This window comes from Veillonella fallax, from assembly GCF_020687175.1.
Classification (GTDB): domain Bacteria; phylum Bacillota; class Negativicutes; order Veillonellales; family Veillonellaceae; genus Veillonella; species Veillonella fallax.
Window position 1 is genome coordinate 36,370 of sequence record NZ_JAJEQD010000006.1, and the last position, 20,473, is coordinate 56,842.

The 20,473-nt window shown below is 38.6% G+C and carries 18 protein-coding genes; all 18 read right to left on the reverse strand.

From position 1 onward, the window contains the following. Positions 1-179: 179 nt before the first annotated feature. The 18 genes from LKD20_RS03970 to LKD20_RS04055 all read right to left on the reverse strand — a co-directional run bounded on the left by LKD20_RS03970 (position 180) and on the right by LKD20_RS04055 (position 20,462). The gene (locus LKD20_RS03970; protein ID WP_227720968.1) at positions 180-3,467 is read right to left on the reverse strand and encodes an ATPase; all 3,288 of its coding nucleotides are present in this window, start codon (positions 3,465-3,467) and stop codon (positions 180-182) included. A 12-nt stretch (positions 3,468-3,479) separates the two neighbouring features. Further along, entirely contained in the window at positions 3,480-4,427 is a 948-nt protein-coding gene (gene whiA, locus LKD20_RS03975) for a DNA-binding protein WhiA (protein ID WP_005387320.1), read from the reverse strand. A gap of 15 nt (positions 4,428-4,442) precedes the next feature. Further along, positions 4,443-5,792 (reverse strand): gluconeogenesis factor YvcK family protein, encoded by a 1,350-nt coding sequence (locus tag LKD20_RS03980; RefSeq protein WP_005387319.1) that lies wholly within the window; start codon positions 5,790-5,792, stop codon positions 4,443-4,445. 12 nt (positions 5,793-5,804) lie between these two features. Further along, positions 5,805-6,719: an RNase adapter RapZ gene (rapZ, locus tag LKD20_RS03985; protein ID WP_005387318.1), complete on the reverse strand. Its 915-nt coding sequence runs from the start codon at positions 6,717-6,719 to the stop codon at positions 5,805-5,807. A gap of 12 nt (positions 6,720-6,731) precedes the next feature. After that, positions 6,732-7,544 carry a Cof-type HAD-IIB family hydrolase gene (locus LKD20_RS03990; protein ID WP_227720969.1) on the reverse strand — a complete coding sequence of 271 codons (813 nt, stop codon included), beginning with the start codon at positions 7,542-7,544 and terminating at the stop codon, positions 6,732-6,734. Positions 7,545-7,832: 288 nt separating this feature from the next. Further along, complete coding sequence (locus LKD20_RS03995; RefSeq protein WP_227720970.1) at positions 7,833-9,068, reverse strand: putative porin; 1,236 nt, start codon at positions 9,066-9,068, stop codon at positions 7,833-7,835. A gap of 609 nt (positions 9,069-9,677) precedes the next feature. Next, on the reverse strand, positions 9,678-10,940 hold the full coding sequence (locus tag LKD20_RS04000; protein WP_227720971.1) for an S-layer homology domain-containing protein: 1,263 nt from the start codon (positions 10,938-10,940) through the stop codon (positions 9,678-9,680). 612 nt (positions 10,941-11,552) lie between these two features. Continuing rightward, positions 11,553-12,125: a signal peptidase I gene (lepB, locus tag LKD20_RS04005; RefSeq protein ID WP_008715769.1), complete on the reverse strand. Its 573-nt coding sequence runs from the start codon at positions 12,123-12,125 to the stop codon at positions 11,553-11,555. A 9-nt stretch (positions 12,126-12,134) separates the two neighbouring features. Next, complete coding sequence (locus LKD20_RS04010; protein WP_105090307.1) at positions 12,135-13,004, reverse strand: YitT family protein; 870 nt, start codon at positions 13,002-13,004, stop codon at positions 12,135-12,137. Then, positions 12,994-13,521: a RuvC family protein gene (locus tag LKD20_RS04015; protein WP_227720972.1), complete on the reverse strand. Its 528-nt coding sequence runs from the start codon at positions 13,519-13,521 to the stop codon at positions 12,994-12,996. The genes LKD20_RS04010 and LKD20_RS04015 overlap by 11 nt, the downstream gene beginning before the upstream one ends. A 114-nt stretch (positions 13,522-13,635) precedes the next feature. Then, positions 13,636-14,850, reverse strand: coding sequence for a DUF3084 domain-containing protein (locus tag LKD20_RS04020; protein WP_227720973.1), 1,215 nt, complete (start codon positions 14,848-14,850; stop codon positions 13,636-13,638). A gap of 87 nt (positions 14,851-14,937) precedes the next feature. Continuing rightward, positions 14,938-16,029: an LptF/LptG family permease gene (locus LKD20_RS04025; RefSeq protein ID WP_024066128.1), complete on the reverse strand. Its 1,092-nt coding sequence runs from the start codon at positions 16,027-16,029 to the stop codon at positions 14,938-14,940. 8 nt (positions 16,030-16,037) lie between these two features. Beyond that, the gene (gene lptB, locus LKD20_RS04030) at positions 16,038-16,757 is read right to left on the reverse strand and encodes an LPS export ABC transporter ATP-binding protein (RefSeq protein WP_227720974.1); all 720 of its coding nucleotides are present in this window, start codon (positions 16,755-16,757) and stop codon (positions 16,038-16,040) included. A gap of 9 nt (positions 16,758-16,766) precedes the next feature. Next, entirely contained in the window at positions 16,767-17,486 is a 720-nt protein-coding gene (locus LKD20_RS04035) for an LptA/OstA family protein (RefSeq protein ID WP_227720975.1), read from the reverse strand. A gap of 14 nt (positions 17,487-17,500) precedes the next feature. Continuing rightward, positions 17,501-18,037 carry an LPS export ABC transporter periplasmic protein LptC gene (lptC, locus tag LKD20_RS04040; RefSeq protein WP_005387299.1) on the reverse strand — a complete coding sequence of 179 codons (537 nt, stop codon included), beginning with the start codon at positions 18,035-18,037 and terminating at the stop codon, positions 17,501-17,503. Then, positions 18,024-18,956 (reverse strand): lysophospholipid acyltransferase family protein, encoded by a 933-nt coding sequence (locus LKD20_RS04045; protein ID WP_255621240.1) that lies wholly within the window; start codon positions 18,954-18,956, stop codon positions 18,024-18,026. Before LKD20_RS04045 ends, lptC begins: the two co-directional genes overlap by 14 nt. Positions 18,957-18,969: 13 nt before the next feature. Beyond that, positions 18,970-19,491 (reverse strand): KdsC family phosphatase, encoded by a 522-nt coding sequence (locus LKD20_RS04050; protein ID WP_227720977.1) that lies wholly within the window; start codon positions 19,489-19,491, stop codon positions 18,970-18,972. Beyond that, positions 19,491-20,462 (reverse strand): KpsF/GutQ family sugar-phosphate isomerase, encoded by a 972-nt coding sequence (locus tag LKD20_RS04055; protein ID WP_060924938.1) that lies wholly within the window; start codon positions 20,460-20,462, stop codon positions 19,491-19,493. The genes LKD20_RS04050 and LKD20_RS04055 overlap by 1 nt, the downstream gene beginning before the upstream one ends. Positions 20,463-20,473: the final 11 nt, after the last annotated feature.

Here is a 20,473-nt window from a genome sequence, read left to right on the forward strand (position 1 = left end):
TTCTTTATTTATTGTACTGAATCTGCCCTTGAAAGTCAATGTGAAAGCGAAAGTTCATAAGTATTTTAAAAAGAGGACAAGCCCTCAAAAGTGGCTTGTCCTCTCTATACTTCACCAATTGTTTCCTTATAATCAATCTATAATTAGATACAAATAATTTTCATTATTATAAGCTAATATTACTGCCCCATAGGATATAATTTTGGTGGATTTTGATCATCATTTTGTTGACCTTGCTGTGAACTATAAGGAGCTTGACCTTGTTGATCATTAGTCATTGGATTTTGCTGTGCAGATTGTTGATTTGGTTGTGGTTGACGTTGGTCACGACGACGTGTATTTTGAGATGCAGTCGGTCTAGGTTTAGTCAACTCATCAATAGATACAGCATTTGGAATAGTTACACTTGGTGTATCCTCATGTACATCATCGAGTTCACTGAAGGAAGGTCCTGTTTTAGCCGCTTGTGCAGCCTTACGTTCTGCCTCAATTTGTTGACGTGCAAGTTCTGCGCGACGACGAGCATTTTCTTGTTGTTCTTTGACACGTTGAATCGCTTCAGCTCGCTCTTTTGCTTTACGTTCAACTTCGGCTTGTGCAAGAGCTTGCTGACGTGCTTCTTCCGCCTTACGTTCCGCTTCTAAGTGAGCTTGGTAACGTTCTTCAGCAATGCGTTTCGCCTCTGCTGCTTGGCGTTCAGCCTCTGCACGTTCTGCAGCCAATCTAGCTTGCTCTGCCTTACGTGCCTCAGCAGCTATACGTACTTCTTCGGCTTTTCGTGCTTCTTCTGCTCGTCTAGCCTCTTCTATGCGGCGTGCTTCCTCTGCTCTACGAACCTCTTCTGCACGTTTTGCTTCCGCTGCAATTCGAGCTTCCTCGGCCTTACGAAGTTCTTCTGCTCGTTTTGCTTCTGCTGCAATTCGAGCTTCCTCGGCTTTACGCAATTCTTCCTGGCGTTTTGCTTCAGCAGCAACGCGAGCTTCTTCAGCTTTACGAGCCGCTTCAAGTCGTTCTTGCTCAGCCTTGCGTTGTGCCTCAAGTTTAGCTGCTTCTAAGCGACGTGCTTCTTCTGCACGGCGTGCTTCTTCAGCCATACGAGCTTCTTCAGCTTTACGGGCCGCTTCAATTCTTGCCTCTTCAGCCTTACGCGCTTCTTCTGCACGTTTAGCCTCTGCTGCAACACGAGCTTCCTCTGCTTTACGGGCTGCTTCGATTCTTGCCTCCTCAGCCTTTCTCGCTTCTTCTGCACGACGTGCTTCTTCAGCTTTTCTTGCGGCTTCAATACGTTGTGCTTCTAAGGCTGCTTTTGCTTCTGCCGCTTTACGAGCATCTTCTTGACGTTTCGCTTCTAACGCAGCCTGTTCAGCTGCACGTTGTGCTTCTAGTGCTGCTTTTGCTTCGGCTGCTTTACGTGCTTCTTCGGCACGGCGTGCTTCCAATGCTTCTTGTTCCGCTTTTCGTTGTGCTTCTAAACGTGCTTTTGCTTCAGCAGCTAAACGTTCTTCTTCAGCTTTTTTCGCTTCTAAAGCGGCCTTTTCTGCTGCCCGTTGTGCTTCAAAACGTGCCTTAGCTTCAGCGGCTTGTCTAGCTTCTTCTGCCTTTCGTGCTGCTTCAATACGAGCCGCTTCAATTCTGCGTTCTTCTTCAAGACGTTTTGCTTCAGCCACTACACGAGCTTCCTCCGCTTTACGTGCTGCCTCTAAACGATCGGCTTCCGCCTTTCTAGCAGCTTCAATACGCGCCATTTCAGCTTTACGTTCTTCTTCAGCCTTACGAGCTTCAGCTACCTTTCGATCAAGCTCAGCTTTTCTTTCTGCCTCTAAGCGTTTAGCCTCTTCTGCTTGTCGCATTTCCTCAGCCTTTTTCGCTTCTAAGGCCGCTTTGTCTTTAGCAGCTTGCGCCTCTTGAGCAGCCTTCAACTCGGCAGCCTTACGATCAGCTTCAGCTTTCTCAGCCATTTTACGCTCAATTTCAGCATGTTTAGCTTCTGCAGCCTTGCGTGCTATTTCTGCTTTTTCGGCAGCTAATTTAGCTTCTTCCGCTTTTTTACGAGCTAATGCTTCCTCAGCTTCTTTCGCTTTTTTAAGTTGTGCCTCTTTTTTAGCATCAGCAGCTGCTTTATCGCTCAATTTTTTTGTTTCTTCGTGAGCAATTGTTTCTGCCTGTTTTGCAGGAGTCATAGTAGATTTAGATGTATCTACAGTACCCTTATTGCTATCTTTACCATTGATAGGACCTACAGGAATTTGTGTACCACTTTGAGTTGGATGACCCAAACTGTCTGTTACATCTTTTGGCACATTGACCGCAATAGTCTGATGTTTTTGTGGATTTGCAAGAGATTCAGGAATCAATAAGAATCGTATTGGCAAATTAGATGCACCTGCCGGCATGAAGTTTAATGTTAACAAATCGCCTGCATTATAATTACCCATAAGACGGCTATCTAATATAGTACCGTCCCCTAGTGCAGTAATCCCATCAGCACCACCGATATGATAGGTACGCGTATCGGTTTGACCTCTACGGGCACCTTGTTGATGAAGTGCTTTTACCGTAAAGGAACCAGAATAGGGACCACCAAGAGGGTTAAAATACAATCTAAATGGTTCATTACCTTTTGTAGGAATTTTTAAAGTATATGAAACACCATAGTTACCACGGTCACGAACAAATGCTTTATTTTGCATTTCGTCTACACCATTGATAAACATATCTTCACGGTCATTACCGATTTCTACAAAAGCACCACCTAATGCCGTATCAAATGGTGTAGTAACCTCCATATTACGCTTAGACCCAGTATAGGTACCGCGCAACTGAATTTCATCAATAGGTAAATTTTTAGCCCAATGAGATGCATCAATGGCATCCATCCCCATAGGCAACATCATAACACGAGCAAAGATTGGTGCCTCTGTTTTAATATCTACGATACCGGTAAATAATGCATCTTGATATACTGGTGTATTTTCCAAATCACTAAAGATTAATTGGCGCTCTTGTGGCGGAATACTTAGCGAATATAAAGGTCTCGCATTGGGACTTTCATCTAAAGGATTCTCTAGGTCCTTCCGGGATAAATCACGACCAGCAGCGAAATAATCTGGTGTAGCCACAGATTTTAACTGTCTCATCACATGAACAGTATTGGGATACGCCGATTGATTCTCCAATACGATAGCAATCTTATGGGGCTTATCCATTTCATTTACATGGTAAAAATAGATACGACCATTTCCATTAATTGTACCTGCACTAAGCGTACCACCTACTGGTCCTACATATTCAGGGCTATCTGATAGTAGCAATGTATCCGTTTGAGACACCAAACTTGGTGGCAACGGAGAAAACTGAAAATATCCAATTGATTGTAAATCTATATCACGAGCCTCTACATGGCCTGTAAGAGCAGCCATGGCGGCCATCGCTGCGGCTACACAATATTTTGATTTATAAGAAAACATATATTAATACCTCTATATTTCTTCAAGCCCCATAGGGTCATACGTAAGTGCTAATGCTTCGATTTTCTTTAAGCGATGTCCAATACCCGACTTAGATAATTCGCCATCCATCAATTCTTCAAGTTCTTTCAGACTCGCTTCTGGATTGTCCCATCTCAATCTTGCTACAATTCGCAACTTTTCAGGCAACTCATCAATACCAATTTCTCTATCGATAATTCGAATAGCCTTTACCTGGCGTACTGCAGCATCTACAACCTTTTGCAAATTTGCAGTCTCACAGTTTACTTGTCGATTAATTTGATTTCGCACAGTTTTCATTATGCGCACGTTTTCAAATTCCATCAGTGCTGATTGAGCACCCATAATTTGCAAGCAATTCGTTACAGCGTCCCCTTCTTTAAGATATACTACGTACTCTTCCTTACGCTCAGTCAAACCTGCATGAATATGAAATAACCGCAATACATGTATAATTTCCTTTGCAAAATTCTCATTCCCCGTCATAAACTCGAGATGATAGTCGCTTTGTGGCTTATTAACAGAGCCACCGCCTAAAAAAGCCCCCCGTAAAAAAGCACGTCGTGCCTCCATAGATTTAAGCCAACTACGAGGAATTTGTTCAGTTACAGGCCATAAAGCAAGATCTTCTAACGCCTGTCGCCCTTCTATAGATGGCTCTACAGATAAAGTATACATATTTTTCTTGCGCAAATTTAGTCCTTGTCGTACTAATACATTGGTAGGTAATTCATATTGTTTTTTTAATATGCCTAACAAGCGACGAGCTACTGCATTATTTGCAGTAGCCAATCTAATACCAACAGCCCCCTTCATCCCCAGAATGATAGATCCACCCATGCGCAATAAGCAAGACGCTTCAATTTTCATGGCCAAATCTGCATCACTAGAGGATTCATATTGGCATAATTCATTTTTTACATCTTCAGCAAATGACATAGGTATCCCTTCTCATTAATGATCATCTCGTTGGAGATAATATTCTAGGATATGTGGTTCAGTATCTGATTGCATAGCATGCACAATATCCATAATTACTTTACCTAACCGTTCAGGATCATGAACAGCCGGCTTTTTAGGACTTATCAATGTAGCCCGAATCGTACGTATTCCCTTTGCTTGTAGCTTCTTAGTATCTAATGCTACAGGCTCTGAACCTACAGCACTATATTGTTCTACCATTTGAATTGGTAGTGGTCCATCATTAGCAAGTACAGTATCTACAATGCCTTCACCACCATGTGCAATGAGAGCCTCCACATGATCACTTAAGGTATAATCTGTAGTTTCGCCAGGTTGAGTCATAACATTAGCAATGTAAATTTTATTTGCCTTACTAGCGCGTACATGAGATGCAATTTTATCAGTTAACAAATTCGGAATGATACTTGTATATAAGCTACCTGGTCCAAAGATGATAACATCTGCTTCATCGATAGCACGTAACGCAGCACCTTCTGGTTTTGGCTGTGCTGGCTCACTATACATATGGCGAATGCGTTTACCAGAATTAGGAATATTACTTTCACCTTCTACGATAGTACCATCGGTCATCTCCGCTACTAATTTAATGAACTCAGTAGACGACGGAATTACACGACCTCGTACACGCAACAATTTACTAGCCGCTTCAAGCGCTTCCTCCACATCGCCATCATATACTTGAGCAAGTGCTGTGATAAAGAGATTACCAAAGCTATGACCAGATAGCTCATTTTCCCCTTCAAAGCGGTAGCGGAAAAGATTTTCCATAACCCCTTCTTGTTCTGCTAATGCGACCAAGCAGTTTCGTAAGTCACCAGGGGCAATCATTTTAAAATCTTCCCGTAAACGACCTGATGAACCACCATCGTCAGCTACTGTAACAATAGCTGATAAATTAGATGTGTGTGTTTTCAATCCACGCAATAGATTAGACAATCCTGTACCACCGCCGATAACAACGATTTTAGGACCTTTATCAAGTCGTATATTTTGGAAGATAATATCTGATACCTTACTATCAGGATTAGGCAATACAGCACGAATAATCGTTTTAATAACCTTACTAGTACCAATTAGCATTAGAACAGCGCCAATCGATAATATAACTGCACCCACAGCAATGAGCACATTATAATTGTAAAAGCCCGTCATATTATAAGAAAAGGCCAGTACAACATCTTCAAGAACGGCAAGCCATTGATAGTTAAACATCAATGATATGCCAATGATTAAAAGACCTACACCACAACTAAATAGGGCAAGCCAACGTTTTATATTTAGGCCCGGTATAAGCCACCGAAACCATCTTTTTCGCAACATAAGAACCCCTATCTAGTTACCAAGTGTTTTAATTTCATGAGGATTATAATCTTCTTCTACATTATTTTTCATCATATCTCGATGTTCTACAGAAACACGATACCCCTTTTCTAATAGATGGGAATATAATGCTTCTGCCATAGCCACAGATCGATGCATACCACCTGTACAGCCTACAGCAACGATAAATTGAGACTTCCCTTCTTGTTCATAATTAGGCACAAGAAAATCAATAGTATCAAAATAACGGTTTTTAAATTCCTCTGTAACTTCAAAGGAATGAATATATTCATTTACAGCTTTCACACGACCTGTTTTATGACGGAAATCTGGAATGTAGAATGGATTTGGTAAGAATCGAACATCCCAAACCATATCCGCATCCAATGGTAATCCATATTTAAAGCCAAAGCTTACAACTGTAATAGACATGCCATGGCCTTCATCAACTTGAGTAAATCGTGTTTTTAAATACTCTTTAAGGCTCGCAGTTTTCATATTCGTTGTATCAATAATGAAGTCTGCTTTATGTCGTACAGAATTTAATATCTGACGTTCTTCTTTCAAACCTGTAGTGATCATCCCATCTGGAGCCAGTGGATGGCTGCGACGACTTTCTTTATATCGTCTAATTAACGTCTCATCTGTAGCATCCATAAAGACAATTTCATAATCTACCTTCATTTCTCTTAATGTTTCAAGAGATGATGAAAGAGCTTCAAAGAATTCACCACCGCGAATATCTACGACTAAAGCTACACGGTTTGTACGTTCTCCACCTTGTCGACAAATTTCACTTAGCTTAGGAATAAGTACAGGAGGAATATTATCAATACATAGATAGCCCATATCCTCTAATGCTTGTAGAACTTGAGTTTTGCCGGCACCAGACATGCCTGTAACAATTAATAAACGAAATGCTTCCATAGTTTTACTCCATTATAAAAGATTCTTTTCTATCCAGTGAGCTACACCATCTTCATTATGATGACCACATAATTCATTAGCCACAGATTTTACATGTTCTGTTGCATTTGAAACAGCTACCGAATATCCCGTTTCACTTAACATAGAAATATCGTTATCTGCATTTCCAAAGGAAACTATATTTTCAAGGCTAAGATTATTATCTAGAGCTAATTGAGCTAATGCACGCCCTTTTGATACATTCGGTGCAGTGATTTCGAGGAAATCTCGTTGACTACGCACTAATGTAACACGATTACCAACTAATGGGGTCAAGATATCAATAATTCTATCGATTCCTTCCTCTGTATCGATAGCAATGAGCTTATTAGGTTCTGAAGAAAGTGTATAAATTGTATCACCTAAAAACTCAGCTACAGCCCCTGTTTGCTGTTCATAACGATCAGATTGCCAATTTTTATGATGACACAGTAAATGATCATCTACATACGATTGTATATGCCAACTATATTGTTGTCCGAGTTGAAAAACACGATGTACTACATCTATAGGAACAGTTTGTTCAAATAGCTTATATCCCGTTTCTAACTCCTGGATTAAACCACCAGAGAACAATATCATAGGAACATTGCCAAGTTGTAATGCTAATCCAATTGGTTTTGCCGTTTGATACATGCGTCCAGTAGCAATTGTTATACCAATTCCCTTTTGCTGTAAGCGATGCAATACATCAACCGTATACGAAGAAACTGTATTATCACTTCGAACTAACGTCTCATCACAATCGATGGCTACCATTTTTATATGAGAAAAAGAAGGATCCATTCTTACCTCCTTCACAAGAAAATCTAATACTCTTTATTATACCATTTATAATACTTTTATAGATAGAAATATACAGTAATCCTCTATCAAAAATATTTTACACCTCCCAGTAATAAAGCTAATAAATGATCAAATTAAAGATAAGTATAATTTGTATATAAATCGATCTATAATTATCAAAATTGCATAATAAAAGGCATTCTATATCAATTTGTTATAGAATTTTATATATTAACCATAAAAAAAGAGACTCCCGAAGGAGTCCCTTTTATATGGTTAACTATCAAATTAGAATTTGTAGTTAAGGTCTGCACGGTAGAAGTCGTTAAGATCAGCACCGTCTTGAGTTTTCCAGTCGAAACCGTAGTTAGCGGACAAGCCAACGTTGTTTTGCAATGCATAGTTAACGGAAGCCATCCAACCTTTAGCATCTGTAGTGTAGATGTGGTTGTAAGTAGTATCAACGATAGGAGCGTTAGCTTTAGCGTTGAAGTATTGGCCTTTAACATCCCAAGAACCTTTTTTAGCGATGTTGTAGTCGCCAAAGCCAAGACCTGCAGTCCAAGCTTGAGATTCATCAACGTGGGAGTCTTTCAACCATTCGCCACCAACCCAAACTTTGTCGAAGTTAGCATCAGCGTTGAAGCCATAGATATTTTTATAACCATTAGTGCTGTCTTGGTTAACACGATCGTAGAAGCCACCAACTGTAGTGTGTTTACCTACTTTACCGTTCAAGCCAAGGTAAGTATTAGTTACGTTAGCATCTTTAGTTAATTTGTTAGTAGTTGCACCAGCGATTTTGCCATTGTCACCGGATACCATATAACCGTAAGCTGCTTGGAAGTTAACTTTGTCGTTACCAGCATTGAATTGAGCACCGTCGAAAGTACCATCAAATGCTAAACCACCACCGATAACTTGGCCGAAACGACCAGCTTTAACGGATACGCGTTCACCGAATTTGTGGTTTACATAAGCGCGGTCGATTGTAGCGTTTGCATTACCACCATTTTCAGAGTTACCTAATTCGAAGTTGCCAGAAGTCAAACGAACTACAGCGTCAGTGCGATCGTTTACTTTTGCATTGAATTGTACACGTGCACGAGCGTCGAATTTGGATTTATCATGTTCAGCATCTTTGTAACGAAGACGAGCATCACCAGTAACTTTTACGTTACCTACGCGGTCTTCCAAGCGAGCTACACGAACGCCCAAGTTGTTCAATTCGTTGGAGAATTCATCAGCCAAACGGTTGATCATAGCTTGTTGTTCAGCGTTAGCGCGGTCTTGGTTAGCCATAGCTTTAGCTACCATTTGAGCCATTTCGTAACGAGTGATGTTGTTTTGGCCTTTGAAAGTGCCATCTGGGTAACCGTTAACGATACCAGCGTTTGCCAATTGGGAAACTGCTTGGTATGCCCAAGAATCTGGAGTTACGTCGGAGAATGGGTTAGCTGCGAATGCAGTAGTTACACCCAAAACTGCTGTTGCTGCGAAGATTGCTGCGAATTGTTTTTTCATAGTTGAATTCCTTCTTTCTGAAAAAAATAGAAATATAAAATGTTACAAGTCATAACATTCACATTCTACTCTGTTATTCAGATTAAGAATTTCTGGGAGTGTCCACGTTTCCTCGCCACATTCTACATCGAAGTTCTTCGTTTCATGTGTTTGTTACTTCTTGTAGGGTGATATTAGCATAACCAAATTTTCGTGTAAACCCTTTTTTCTCAATTACATTCTCATTATAAAAATTTTATATTTTAAAATGCTCTCAAATTTAGATATTATCTGCTTTTATAAGATCTATTTTTTTTCACTAAAAATATAAATTTTATCCATTTTTATATATAATGAGATTAATTCTCATACATGTTATTAAGTTATACTAATCAATTAATCATTCATTAATTAGCGATTAGCAATTTATTGTATAAATGGTTCATAAATACCTCATACAATATATTGTGTAATAGATCCATATATGTACTAGTCAAATTAATTTTTAAATTTTATTATATATTGATTTATTTTACTATATATATACTATTATATACAAAAGAAAATATTATTATTTATATACAACAAAAAAAGACTTCCGAAGAAGTCTTTTTTTTGTTTGTGAGGGAATTAGAATTTGTAGTTTAATTCTGCACGGTAGAAATCGGAAAGATCGTTACCTTTTTGGTCTTTAGAGTTGAAACCATAACCAGCAGATAAGCCTACATTATCTTGTACTGCATAGTTTACGCTAGCCATGTAACCTTTGTAACCATTAGAAGTATTTGTTAAGTCATATGCTTGATCCCAAGTAGAGCTTACGATAGGAGCATTAGCTTTTTGGTTAAAGTATTGACCTTTCACATCCCATGTACCTTTTTTAGCGATGTCGTAATTACCATAACCAACACCTGCTGTCCAAGCTTGGGAGTCATTTACGTTGGAAGCTTTTAACCATTCACCACCAACCCAAACTTTATCTTTACGGAAATCTGCATTGAAGCCGTATACATTTTGGCTATCAGAGTTTACTGTGGAACCATTATGGTTCAAGTTACCGCTAGACAATTTAGAGTAGAAACCACCAACTGTGGATTCTTGACCAACTTTCCCTTTAACACCTACATAAGCTACGGAAGGGTTATCGGATTTGGAATTACCATCAGCAGCACCTGCCATCATGTAACCATAAGCACCTTGTACTTGAACTTTATCATTACCTACGTTCAATTGAGCACCATCAAATGTATCATCGTACATTAAACCGCCACCAATTGTTTGTTGGAAACGACCACCTTTAGCAGATACGCTATTACCAAATTTGTGATCTACATAAGCACGATCGATTGTCGCATCAGCACCTTTTGTGGAGTCACCGAATTCGTAATTACCTTTTACACGAACAACAGCTTCAGTTTTATCATTTACTTTACCATTGAATTGAACACGTGCACGGCCATCTGTTAAGGATTTGCTGTTTGTTTTATAAACGCCTTTATCTTCAGAACCTTGGTAACGGATACGAGCATCACCAGTAACTTTTACATTACCTACGCGATCTTCCAAACGAGATACGCGTACGCCCAAGCTGTTCAACTCGTTGGAGAATTCATCTGCTAAGCGGTTAATCATTGCTTGTTGTTCTGCATTAGCACGATCTTGGTTAGCCATTGCTTTAGCTACCATTTGAGCCATTTCATAACGAGTGATATTGTTTTGGCCTTTGAAAGTACCATCTGGGTAACCATTAACGATACCAGATTGTGCTAATTGAGATACTGCTTGATATGCCCAGCTATCTGGAGTTACATCGGAGAATGGGTTTGCAGCGAATGCTGTTGTTACACCTAATACTGCTGTTGCTGCAAAAATTGTTGCGAATTGTTTTTTCATAATGAATTCCTTCTTTCTTATAAATAAGAATTTATAGTATCAGAAGACATTCACTGTATAAGTGGTATAACTATGAAAGATATATTAGGAGTGTCCACGTTTCCTCGACTATATTATCTATCACAGCGTCACCTCTTTATTAGTGGTGCCTTACTGTGATTAGAATATATCACCGTCCAAATTTTTTGTAAAGCATTTTATACAACTTAATTTGATGAAATTTCTTTCATGAATAAAAATAAACCTATAAACATAGATTTTTACTGCATTTTTCAAAATTAAATTTTGCGCAATTTCATTTTATTTATCTAAAATTCATGTATTTTAGATAATAAACCTACAACTTTTAATTATTAAAAATAATGAATATCATATTATTTAATATTTAATACTAATATATAGGCCTAAAATATAATTATATTCCTCTTTTCTATTATTAATACCTTTATTTTGTCTCTCTAATTTCTATTAGTAATAACCTTATCAATGCCATTCATCATATATTATCTCTTAAAATATGTAATTAATAATATTAAGCTATAAATACCCCATTATTTAAATACAAAAAGCCTCTCTATAGTAATTACTACTATAGAGAGGCTTTTAGAAGCATTAAATTGCATAGGATACAAAACCTAGGACGTGATCAACTGGAACAGGGCCAATGAAACGACTATCACTAGAATGATTTCGGTTATCCCCCATCACAAATACATGACCTTCTGGAACAGTAACCGGTGTAGAACGTGTATAATTCATTATTGTATCTTTAGTATATGGTTCTTGTAATTGTTCACCATTACGCCATACATGACCATCTTTAAACTCTAATACATCACCAGGACGACCGATAACGCGCTTAACCCATACATCATTAGTTTGAGCAGCTTTATTAAAAACTGATGCATAGTTCATCAATGGTTCTTCTACATCATCTACCCAAGTACGTGCGCGATTAACACGACTATCAATGATTACAATTTGACCATAATTTGGCATTTCATTCATAATATGATGCCATTTCGTTACAATTAAATATTGGCCATTGTGTAATGTATCCTCCATTGATTCACCAGATACACGTGTTGGTTGAATCAAGAAAATATGAATTACCATGGCAATAATTAATGCCAATACAATGGCATAAATCCAATCTAATATTTCTTTTACTATTTTATTACTCATATTAACCCCTTAATGACCGTTCTTTGTAAATCTACCACCAAATACATCATGTACATCTTGAATCGTAATAAATGCCGATGGATCTACTTCATAAACAGTATTTTTTAACCTCATAATTTCAAGTCTTGTTACTACAGAATATAAAACATGCTTAGGTTGCTTTAAATAGCCCCCTTCACCATACATAATTGTAACACCACGATTAAGGTTCGCATTTAATGCATCTGCAAGATTCTTAGAGTTCTCTGCATCTGTAATAATCATTACCCCTTTAGATTCATCAAGGCCTGTAATTGTAATATCGATCATCTTATAAGCAATGAAATAAGCGATTAAGGAATACATAGCACTATTCCAACTATATACAAAACCTGCGGCACCAAGAATAATGAGATTCATGGCCATTACGATTTCACCAACGGAGAAAGTGGAACGTCTATCAAAGATGATTGCCACAATTTCAGAGCCATCTAAAGAACCACCATTACGTATTATGAGGCCTACCCCAATACCTAAAATGATACCACCAAAGATAGAACCTAAGAATGGATCTGTTGTGATAGGTGTAAAATCATGAGCAAAGGTAGAGAAAATTGCCATCCATACGATAGAAAATAGTGTAGAGAAAGTAAAGTTTTTGCCATTAGCTCTATAGCCAATATATAAGAAAGGCAAGTTAAAGAGTACGACGAAAATACTAAAAGAAATTCCGGAAAGCTCTGCAGCCATCAAGGAAATACCAACTACACCACCATCGATGATACTATTCGGTACTAAAAATAAATCTAAGCCTATAGTATAAATTAGAGCCCCTAAGATCATCATTAAGCAACGCATAATAAAATTTGACCACTTATGCGTTGAAGCTTCATTTTTCATGCACTTCTCCTTTACCGTACAACTGCTCCATAGCATGTAGTCTCTTTTCTTCCAACTCACTAGAGTCCATCATATCACTTTGTATATCATTAGCAGTTTGGTTTAACTGTTTTGTATAACGTAAACCAATAACAAAAGCAGTCAAATCATCTACAGGCTCTGGTGGAAATTGCATAGATGTAGGGATAATCTTACGCCACCCTGTAGGTGAATTATATTGCCAATATAATTTTCGAGCTTCCTCAGTACTATGCGATTCATCAATTAAACTAGTAGTAATTCTGTGATTTCGTCCAATTTGTTGGAGAGATGGATATAAATATTTATGATTTGTACCATTTCCACATACCATATGAACAATACCATAATATTCAGTTAATATACGTTCAATTTCACCATTGAACTGTTTTGTCATAATAATTTTACGACATACCATAGTACCAGAAGGTGTCACAATTGCTACACCTGTTTTTTCATTGCCTGGATCTACAGCCAAAATGTACGTAGTATCAGTCATATTACTATCCTCATTTCTAATACAGCATTTATATTTTAACACAAAACGAAGGTCTTATGTAAAAATTTACATAAGACCTTCGTTTAAAGTATATAAACCAAATTACTATTCAATTTAATAAGCTGGCATTTTAGCCTTATCATTAAAAACAGGCATTTGAGTAATACGTAACTTAAGATGTACAGGACCAGATGAATATGTATCACCATCAACATACGCTTCCACATGAACCTTGCCATGTATTGTAGCAATACGACGAATAGCCGTAAACAAATCATCCCCTGGTATCGTTCCGATATCACCAGATAAGGAGTCTGGAATAATACCTTTCTCTCTTGCCTTTTCATTTACTTGCTTTAAGAATTGAAGCATAGCAGATTGAGCGTTAGGTCCACCATCCATTAGAGCAGAATGAATTACTTCCCCATTTTTATAAATAAATTGTTGTGGGTAAACTTGGATAACTGCTACCGCTGGTTCACCAGCAATAATATTTCCAGCAGCAACCACTTGAACCACCATTGGAGTCTTTGCACTATTAAGCTTTTGTGTAGCTACCTCAATATTCTGACGATCTACATATACAACAGCCTGACCTTGATCTTCTATACCAAGACGACGTAATACCAATTTATTTGTATCATCAATAATATTTTTGATGGCTGCATTGCTATCTTCTTCACTTAAACCAGGTCGAACAACAGCTTGCGCCAATAATTGATCAACTTGGAAAAGAATTGTACCTTCACGCAAATGAATAATGCCATTTTGCAACTGTTCCTGCGTTGTCTGTAAATCCTTAATATGAGCTTCCATCTTGGCTCTTGTAGCCTCTAAATCAGCTAACTTTTTAGATACTTCATCATATGAGGCTTGAAGTGTTGCTAACTCAGCTGCAGTCGCATCTTTAGCAGCTTGCGCACTAGCTAATTCCGCTTTTGTTGCTTCAACCTCACTGCGAATTTGCTCTATTTCAGCCATGCGTTCTGCTAATTCTTGCTTATTTTGCTCAAGCAATGCTTGACCACGAATAAGCTCTTGCGTCTTAGCAGCCACCTCATCATTGAGTTGCTTCATATCTGCTCGCAACTGATCCATCCCAAAGAGTGCTGTTCTTACACTTTGAGAGGTAATAGTTAATACCCCTACTGTAGCAGCTGCAACTAATAAACCTGTTACGATAGTAACAATAATCGATGTATGCTTAGGCCTTAATCCAAAGAGGGACATGCGACGCTTACCAACTTTGGTGCCTAACTTATCCCCCATGTAGGCAATAAGTCCACCCATAAGGGCGATAATAATTAATATTTTAACACCTACTAACATCGAGTCCCTCCTTTCCTAAGATTACACAATTATTTTGTTCAAAAATACGATATTTCGTAAGTCAAATTTATTTCTTTATACGCTAAGTTACTTGGATACACGCCAATTTAAATATAAACCGGCAATGATACCTAATGTATCTGGAATTAATGCGGCAAATACAGTCGGCAATGCACCACCTTTACCTAATGCACCAGCAAATGTCATCACACCATAGTAGATAAAGATGATTAAAATACTGATACCAAAGCCAATAGATGAGCTAGAGCGTTGTTTTTGAAGGCCTAATGGAGCACCTACAAGAGCAAATACAAAGCTAGCTAATGGAATTGTAAAACGTTGGTACATTTCCATTTCTAGTTTATTTGCATTCGTATACGCCGCCTTATACGCTTTAATTTGATGACGTAATTCTTTGATTGTTAATTCTTCTGGTTTACGTTGATCTTGTTGAATATCCTTTGGTGCAGATTTAATTGGCAAGGATTGCTCCTTGAACTTCATAGTCCGCTCTACACCGTCTCCAGCAGATAGATCATAGATAATACCATTTTGCATTACCCAATACTGACCATTCCAGATAGCAGTGTCAGCATTTTCAACTTGTTGCAATTTGCCGCCTTCTCCAAACTGTTGCACCGTAATCATAGACAACTGTTTAGTCTCAGCATTGTAGCTCTTCGCATACATTAATGTACCTAACTCTTCACCATTCATCGATTTCAACACAATGTGATTTTGTGTTTGAGGCGTTGCATTTTTCATGATTTCTTCTCGTACAATAGTTTGATACATATGATTTGTACGAGGTACCACAAATTCATTAAATGCTACCGCTCCAATAGAAATCAAAAGAGCAATGATATATACAGGCATCGCCAAACGCAAGAAGCTAAGGCCACCGGCACGCATAACTACGATTTCACTAGTGCTACTCAAACGGCTAAAAGTCATAAGAGAAGCCAAAAGCACTGACATAGGGAATGTTAAGATAACGATACTAGGTAAAGCCAATACAAAGGCTTTCATAACAAGCAACAATGGCGCCCCATATTCAGTAATGTATTGTGCAATTCTAAATAATGTACCTGTACCAATAAAAATACTGGTAAAAGCAAATACCCCAAATAGGAATGGGCCTACGAAAGCTTTTAAAATATATTTATCTAATAATCTCATAGTCCCTCCTATAATTTAAAGTTATCCCCTAAGTAATGTTCGCGAGCGATTGGATCGTTTGCGATTTCATCAGGGGTACCCTCTAGGAGGATTTTGCCACTACTCAAAATATAAGCTTTATCTACAATCCCCAATGTTTCACGTACATTGTGGTCCGTAATCAAAATACCTATACCTCGATTTTTTACATGTAAGATAATTTGTTGAATGTCCGCTACTGCAATTGGATCGACACCAGCAAAGGGTTCGTCCAAAAGGATGAAGTTAGGTTCTAGTGCAAGACAACGAGCAATTTCTACACGACGACGTTCACCACCAGATAATTGCATCCCCATGCGATCGCGTACATGACCGATATGGAATTCTTCAATTAACGACTCCACAATTGCTTCAATCTCATCAGGTGTTTTCGTCGTAGTCTGTAACATAGCACGAATATTGTCCTCTACAGACATAGATCTAAAGATTGATGCCTCTTGTGGTAGGTATCCAATACCTTCAGCAGCCCGTTTATACATAGGAATATTGGTAATATCCTTGCCATCAACGGTAATGATGCCCGAGCTTGGTCTTTCAATACCTACAATCATATAAAATGACGTAGTTTTACCGGCCCCATTAGGACCTAATAGACCTACAACTTGCCCTTTATCAACGCGTAGACTTACCCCATCCACTACGTTTCTCCCGCTAAAGGTTTTAACTAAGTTTTTGGTTTCTATATACATATACTATCCTTATTTATTCGGAACAATGATGAGTGTACTACGGCCACCTAATGTTTCAGCAGAATCATCAGCTAGACGAATTCTAAGCTCTGGTGCATTGAGCACATTGCCGTTTTGAACGGCATGAGCAGAGCCAGATAAGAGTACAACACCATCATTTTGGTTTGGTGTTTGTGTGTATGTAGCTCGATCTGCAGAGCCAGATACGTTTCGCTCTGGGTTAGAGAATGTTACATCCCCTTGTGCCACTGCACGAATTTCTTTTAGCCAACCTTCTACTTGATTACCTGTCAATGTAGTACCTTCTGCAATCAAGCGAGCGTTACCAGATACAAGGCCATATTCTGTATCTGTATTGTATTCAACTTTATCACCGAAAATTTGACGATCACTACGTTGTAAATGAACACCACCATCAGCAATGAACTTATTGTTATTGTAGCTATGCACTGATTGAGCAGACATAGCCATATCAGAACCAATCATGGATACGCCACCATCAAGGTTTGCTTCTTGAGTTTTTGTGTTGTACCAACCATTAGCACCAGTCATTGTTTTATCAGCTTGTGTAATTACCACATTACCATTTGCATCAGCACGCCCTGTATTGCCATCATAAGATAATGTATCCGCGCTAATAGTCAAAGGATCATTTGCGGCCCAAGCTGTAACAGATGCAGTCATAAGCATAGCTAAGATAGCCATACCAATCTGTTTTTTCTTATTCATTATATTTCCTCGCATTACTTCTTCGTTAACTTCGCATTACCAATAGCTTTAATTTTCTTCAAGGACATGTTGCCTTCAAGTTTATCACCAGTTAATGTTATATCTTTACTGTTATAAGTAAAAGCAGATTTAGATGTCAACGTTTTTGTTTTATTATCAAAATGAAGTGCATCGGTTTTAAACTCAGCACCATCAGTATTAGTGGCGGTAACGCCTTGATCAATATCGAGGGAATTACGATCGCCTGTCAATACGGCATGAGGTGCTGTAATTGTTGTCGTAACATCATCTTGATAGAAAAGACCTTTTAAATTAGTCAGGACAATAGCTTTTGTACGTGGGTCATATTCAATCTTTTCAGCTGATAAAGCCCACACTAGCTTGCCATCTTTTTCCTCTTGTAAGTCAGCTCCTTGGAAGTTAACAAGTTGTCCATTCTGATTTTGAGTGGTACTAACATCACCAGAGTCTTTCATAATATATACGATAAGACCAATCAGAGCCAACACTATAGCGGCCACAATGGCAATTAATTTTTTATTGTTTTTCATGTGCCCTCTCCCGTGCAGCTACCTTCTTATCATAATCAATAATTTGATCCATCTTAGTCATCCAACGATGTTGGAACCATAGCCACTCATCTGGATGTTCCTTAATAAATTCTTCCGTAACGCGTACACATTCTTCAGTCAAACGGTACATATCTACATCTTCATCACCTGTATCAACATAATGTAAGGCTGGTAAAATATGTACAATATGACCACCTTCAGGCTTACGAGATGCAAAAATTGGAACTACTGGAGAGCCAAATTTTTTTGCAAATGTAGCTGGTCCTATGACCGCTGAAGAGTCCTGCCCCAAAAACGGAACAGGTAAACCATTAATATAACCATCTTGGTCAGCTAAAAAACCAAGTAATTTTTTCTTTTTTAATGCTTTAGCAGCAGAAACGATTTCGTTCCCACCACTTGCAAATACATCAAGTCCTACCATCTCACGATACTCATTCATAAGACGTGTAAATTGAGCATTTGGTTGTTTCTTAACAATTGTAGTAGATGGGTATCCATGAGCCGCCATAGCAGCGCCCATCCATTCCCAATTCCCTACATGTCCAGTAAGAACAATAACACCTTTATCTTCTGCGATGGCTTCTTCTAAATATTCGACACCACGCATTTCAATATGTTCATCGATAAAGGATTTTGTAAGGTTTGGCATGTACAATACTTCCATAACACTACGGCCAAGGTTTTTGAACAACTTATCAATGAGTTGTTCTGCCTCTTGATCATTCATGTTCATGCCAATTTTGATATTTTTAATACCTCTAAGTTTTTGCTTCTTCGCTATGAGACCATATACTGGCCCTAAACTAGCGCCTATGAGCAAAATGAGCTTGTATGGCAGTCGGCAAACAAGCCAGCTAATACCTTTAACTAAATGGTATTGCCATTCGTTATTCATTCTGCCCACCTCCTTATTGTCCATGAGCATGGGCCTCTCGTGCATAATCTGCTACAACAGTTTCCCATAGTCCTTGTTTCTTCAAGATATATTCTACAGCCTCTCTAACGGCACCGTGGCCTCCATTGACGGTAGATATAAATTTAGCTAATTGTTTGACCTCCGGTACCGCATTATTGGGTGCCATCGGTAGTCCTACAATTTGAAGAGCCCCTAAATCATTTAAGTCATCCCCCATATAGGCAATTTCCTCTAAATTGATTTGATGCTCTTTACAAAGATTTCTTAATGCTTCTGTTTTATTGGCATGCCCCATAAGCAGTGCATCAAAATGAAGCTCTTTAGCACGTCGCTCTACCATAGGAGATATCCGTGCTGTAATGATTGCAAGCTTAAGTCCTGCTTTTCGAGCTGCCGTTAATCCTAGGCCATCTTTCACAGAAAAAGACTTAAGCTCTTCTCCACTCGATGTATAGATTAGAGTTCCATCAGATAGTACGCCATCAACATCAAGAACAATCCATTGAATATTCATTATACAATGCCTCTACGCAATAAATCCGTAATATGAACAATGCCTAGACATTTATTATCTGTATCTACAACTGGTAATACAGTAATAGGGCGCGGTTGATTTTTCTCCATTAAATGAAGAGCTTCCGCCGCTAATTTATCCTTTGTAATCGTACGAGGCATAGATGTCATCATATCCTCTACAGGCCATTCTAGGAAATTACTGCCAGAATCTAGACCACGACGAACATCCCCATCAGTAACAAGGCCTAACAAATGACCTTCTTCATCAATAACATTGGTCGCTCCCAATCCTTTTTCTGTCATCACAAAGAGAGCATCTCGAACGGTTGCACCTTTGAATACCGTTGGATTATCTTCACCACCATGCATAATGTTTTCTACGGTCAACAATAATTTGCGACCAAGAGAACCACCCGGATGAAATACGGCAAAGTTTTCCGGTGTAAAGTGATGGCGTTCTAATAAGCAAACTGCTAATGCATCACCAAGTGCCAATGCAACTGTAGTACTTGTAGTCGGCGCCAATCCTAATGGGCAAGCTTCACGTTCTACTTCAGCTAGTAATACAATATCAGAATTCTTAGCTAGTGTAGACTCTGGTTTCCCTACAACGCAGATTAATTTAGCACCAATGCGACGTAAGGATGGCAAGATACTGATGATTTCGCCTGTTTCACCACTATTGGAGAATGCTAATACTACATCATCTTCTGTAATCATACCTAGATCGCCATGCACACCTTCACCAGGATGCATGAAAAGTGCTGGTGTACCAGTACTAGCCAAAGTAGCCGCAATTTTACGACCAATATGGCCAGATTTACCCATCCCTGTACATACTACACGGCCCTTACAAGCCAAAATCATATTTACAGCATTTACAAAATTGTGATCCAAACGAGAACTTAATTCTTCAATAGCACGTGCTTCCTCATGAAGCACCTGTGCCGCTTGTTCTAAAATAGTCACAAATAACCGCC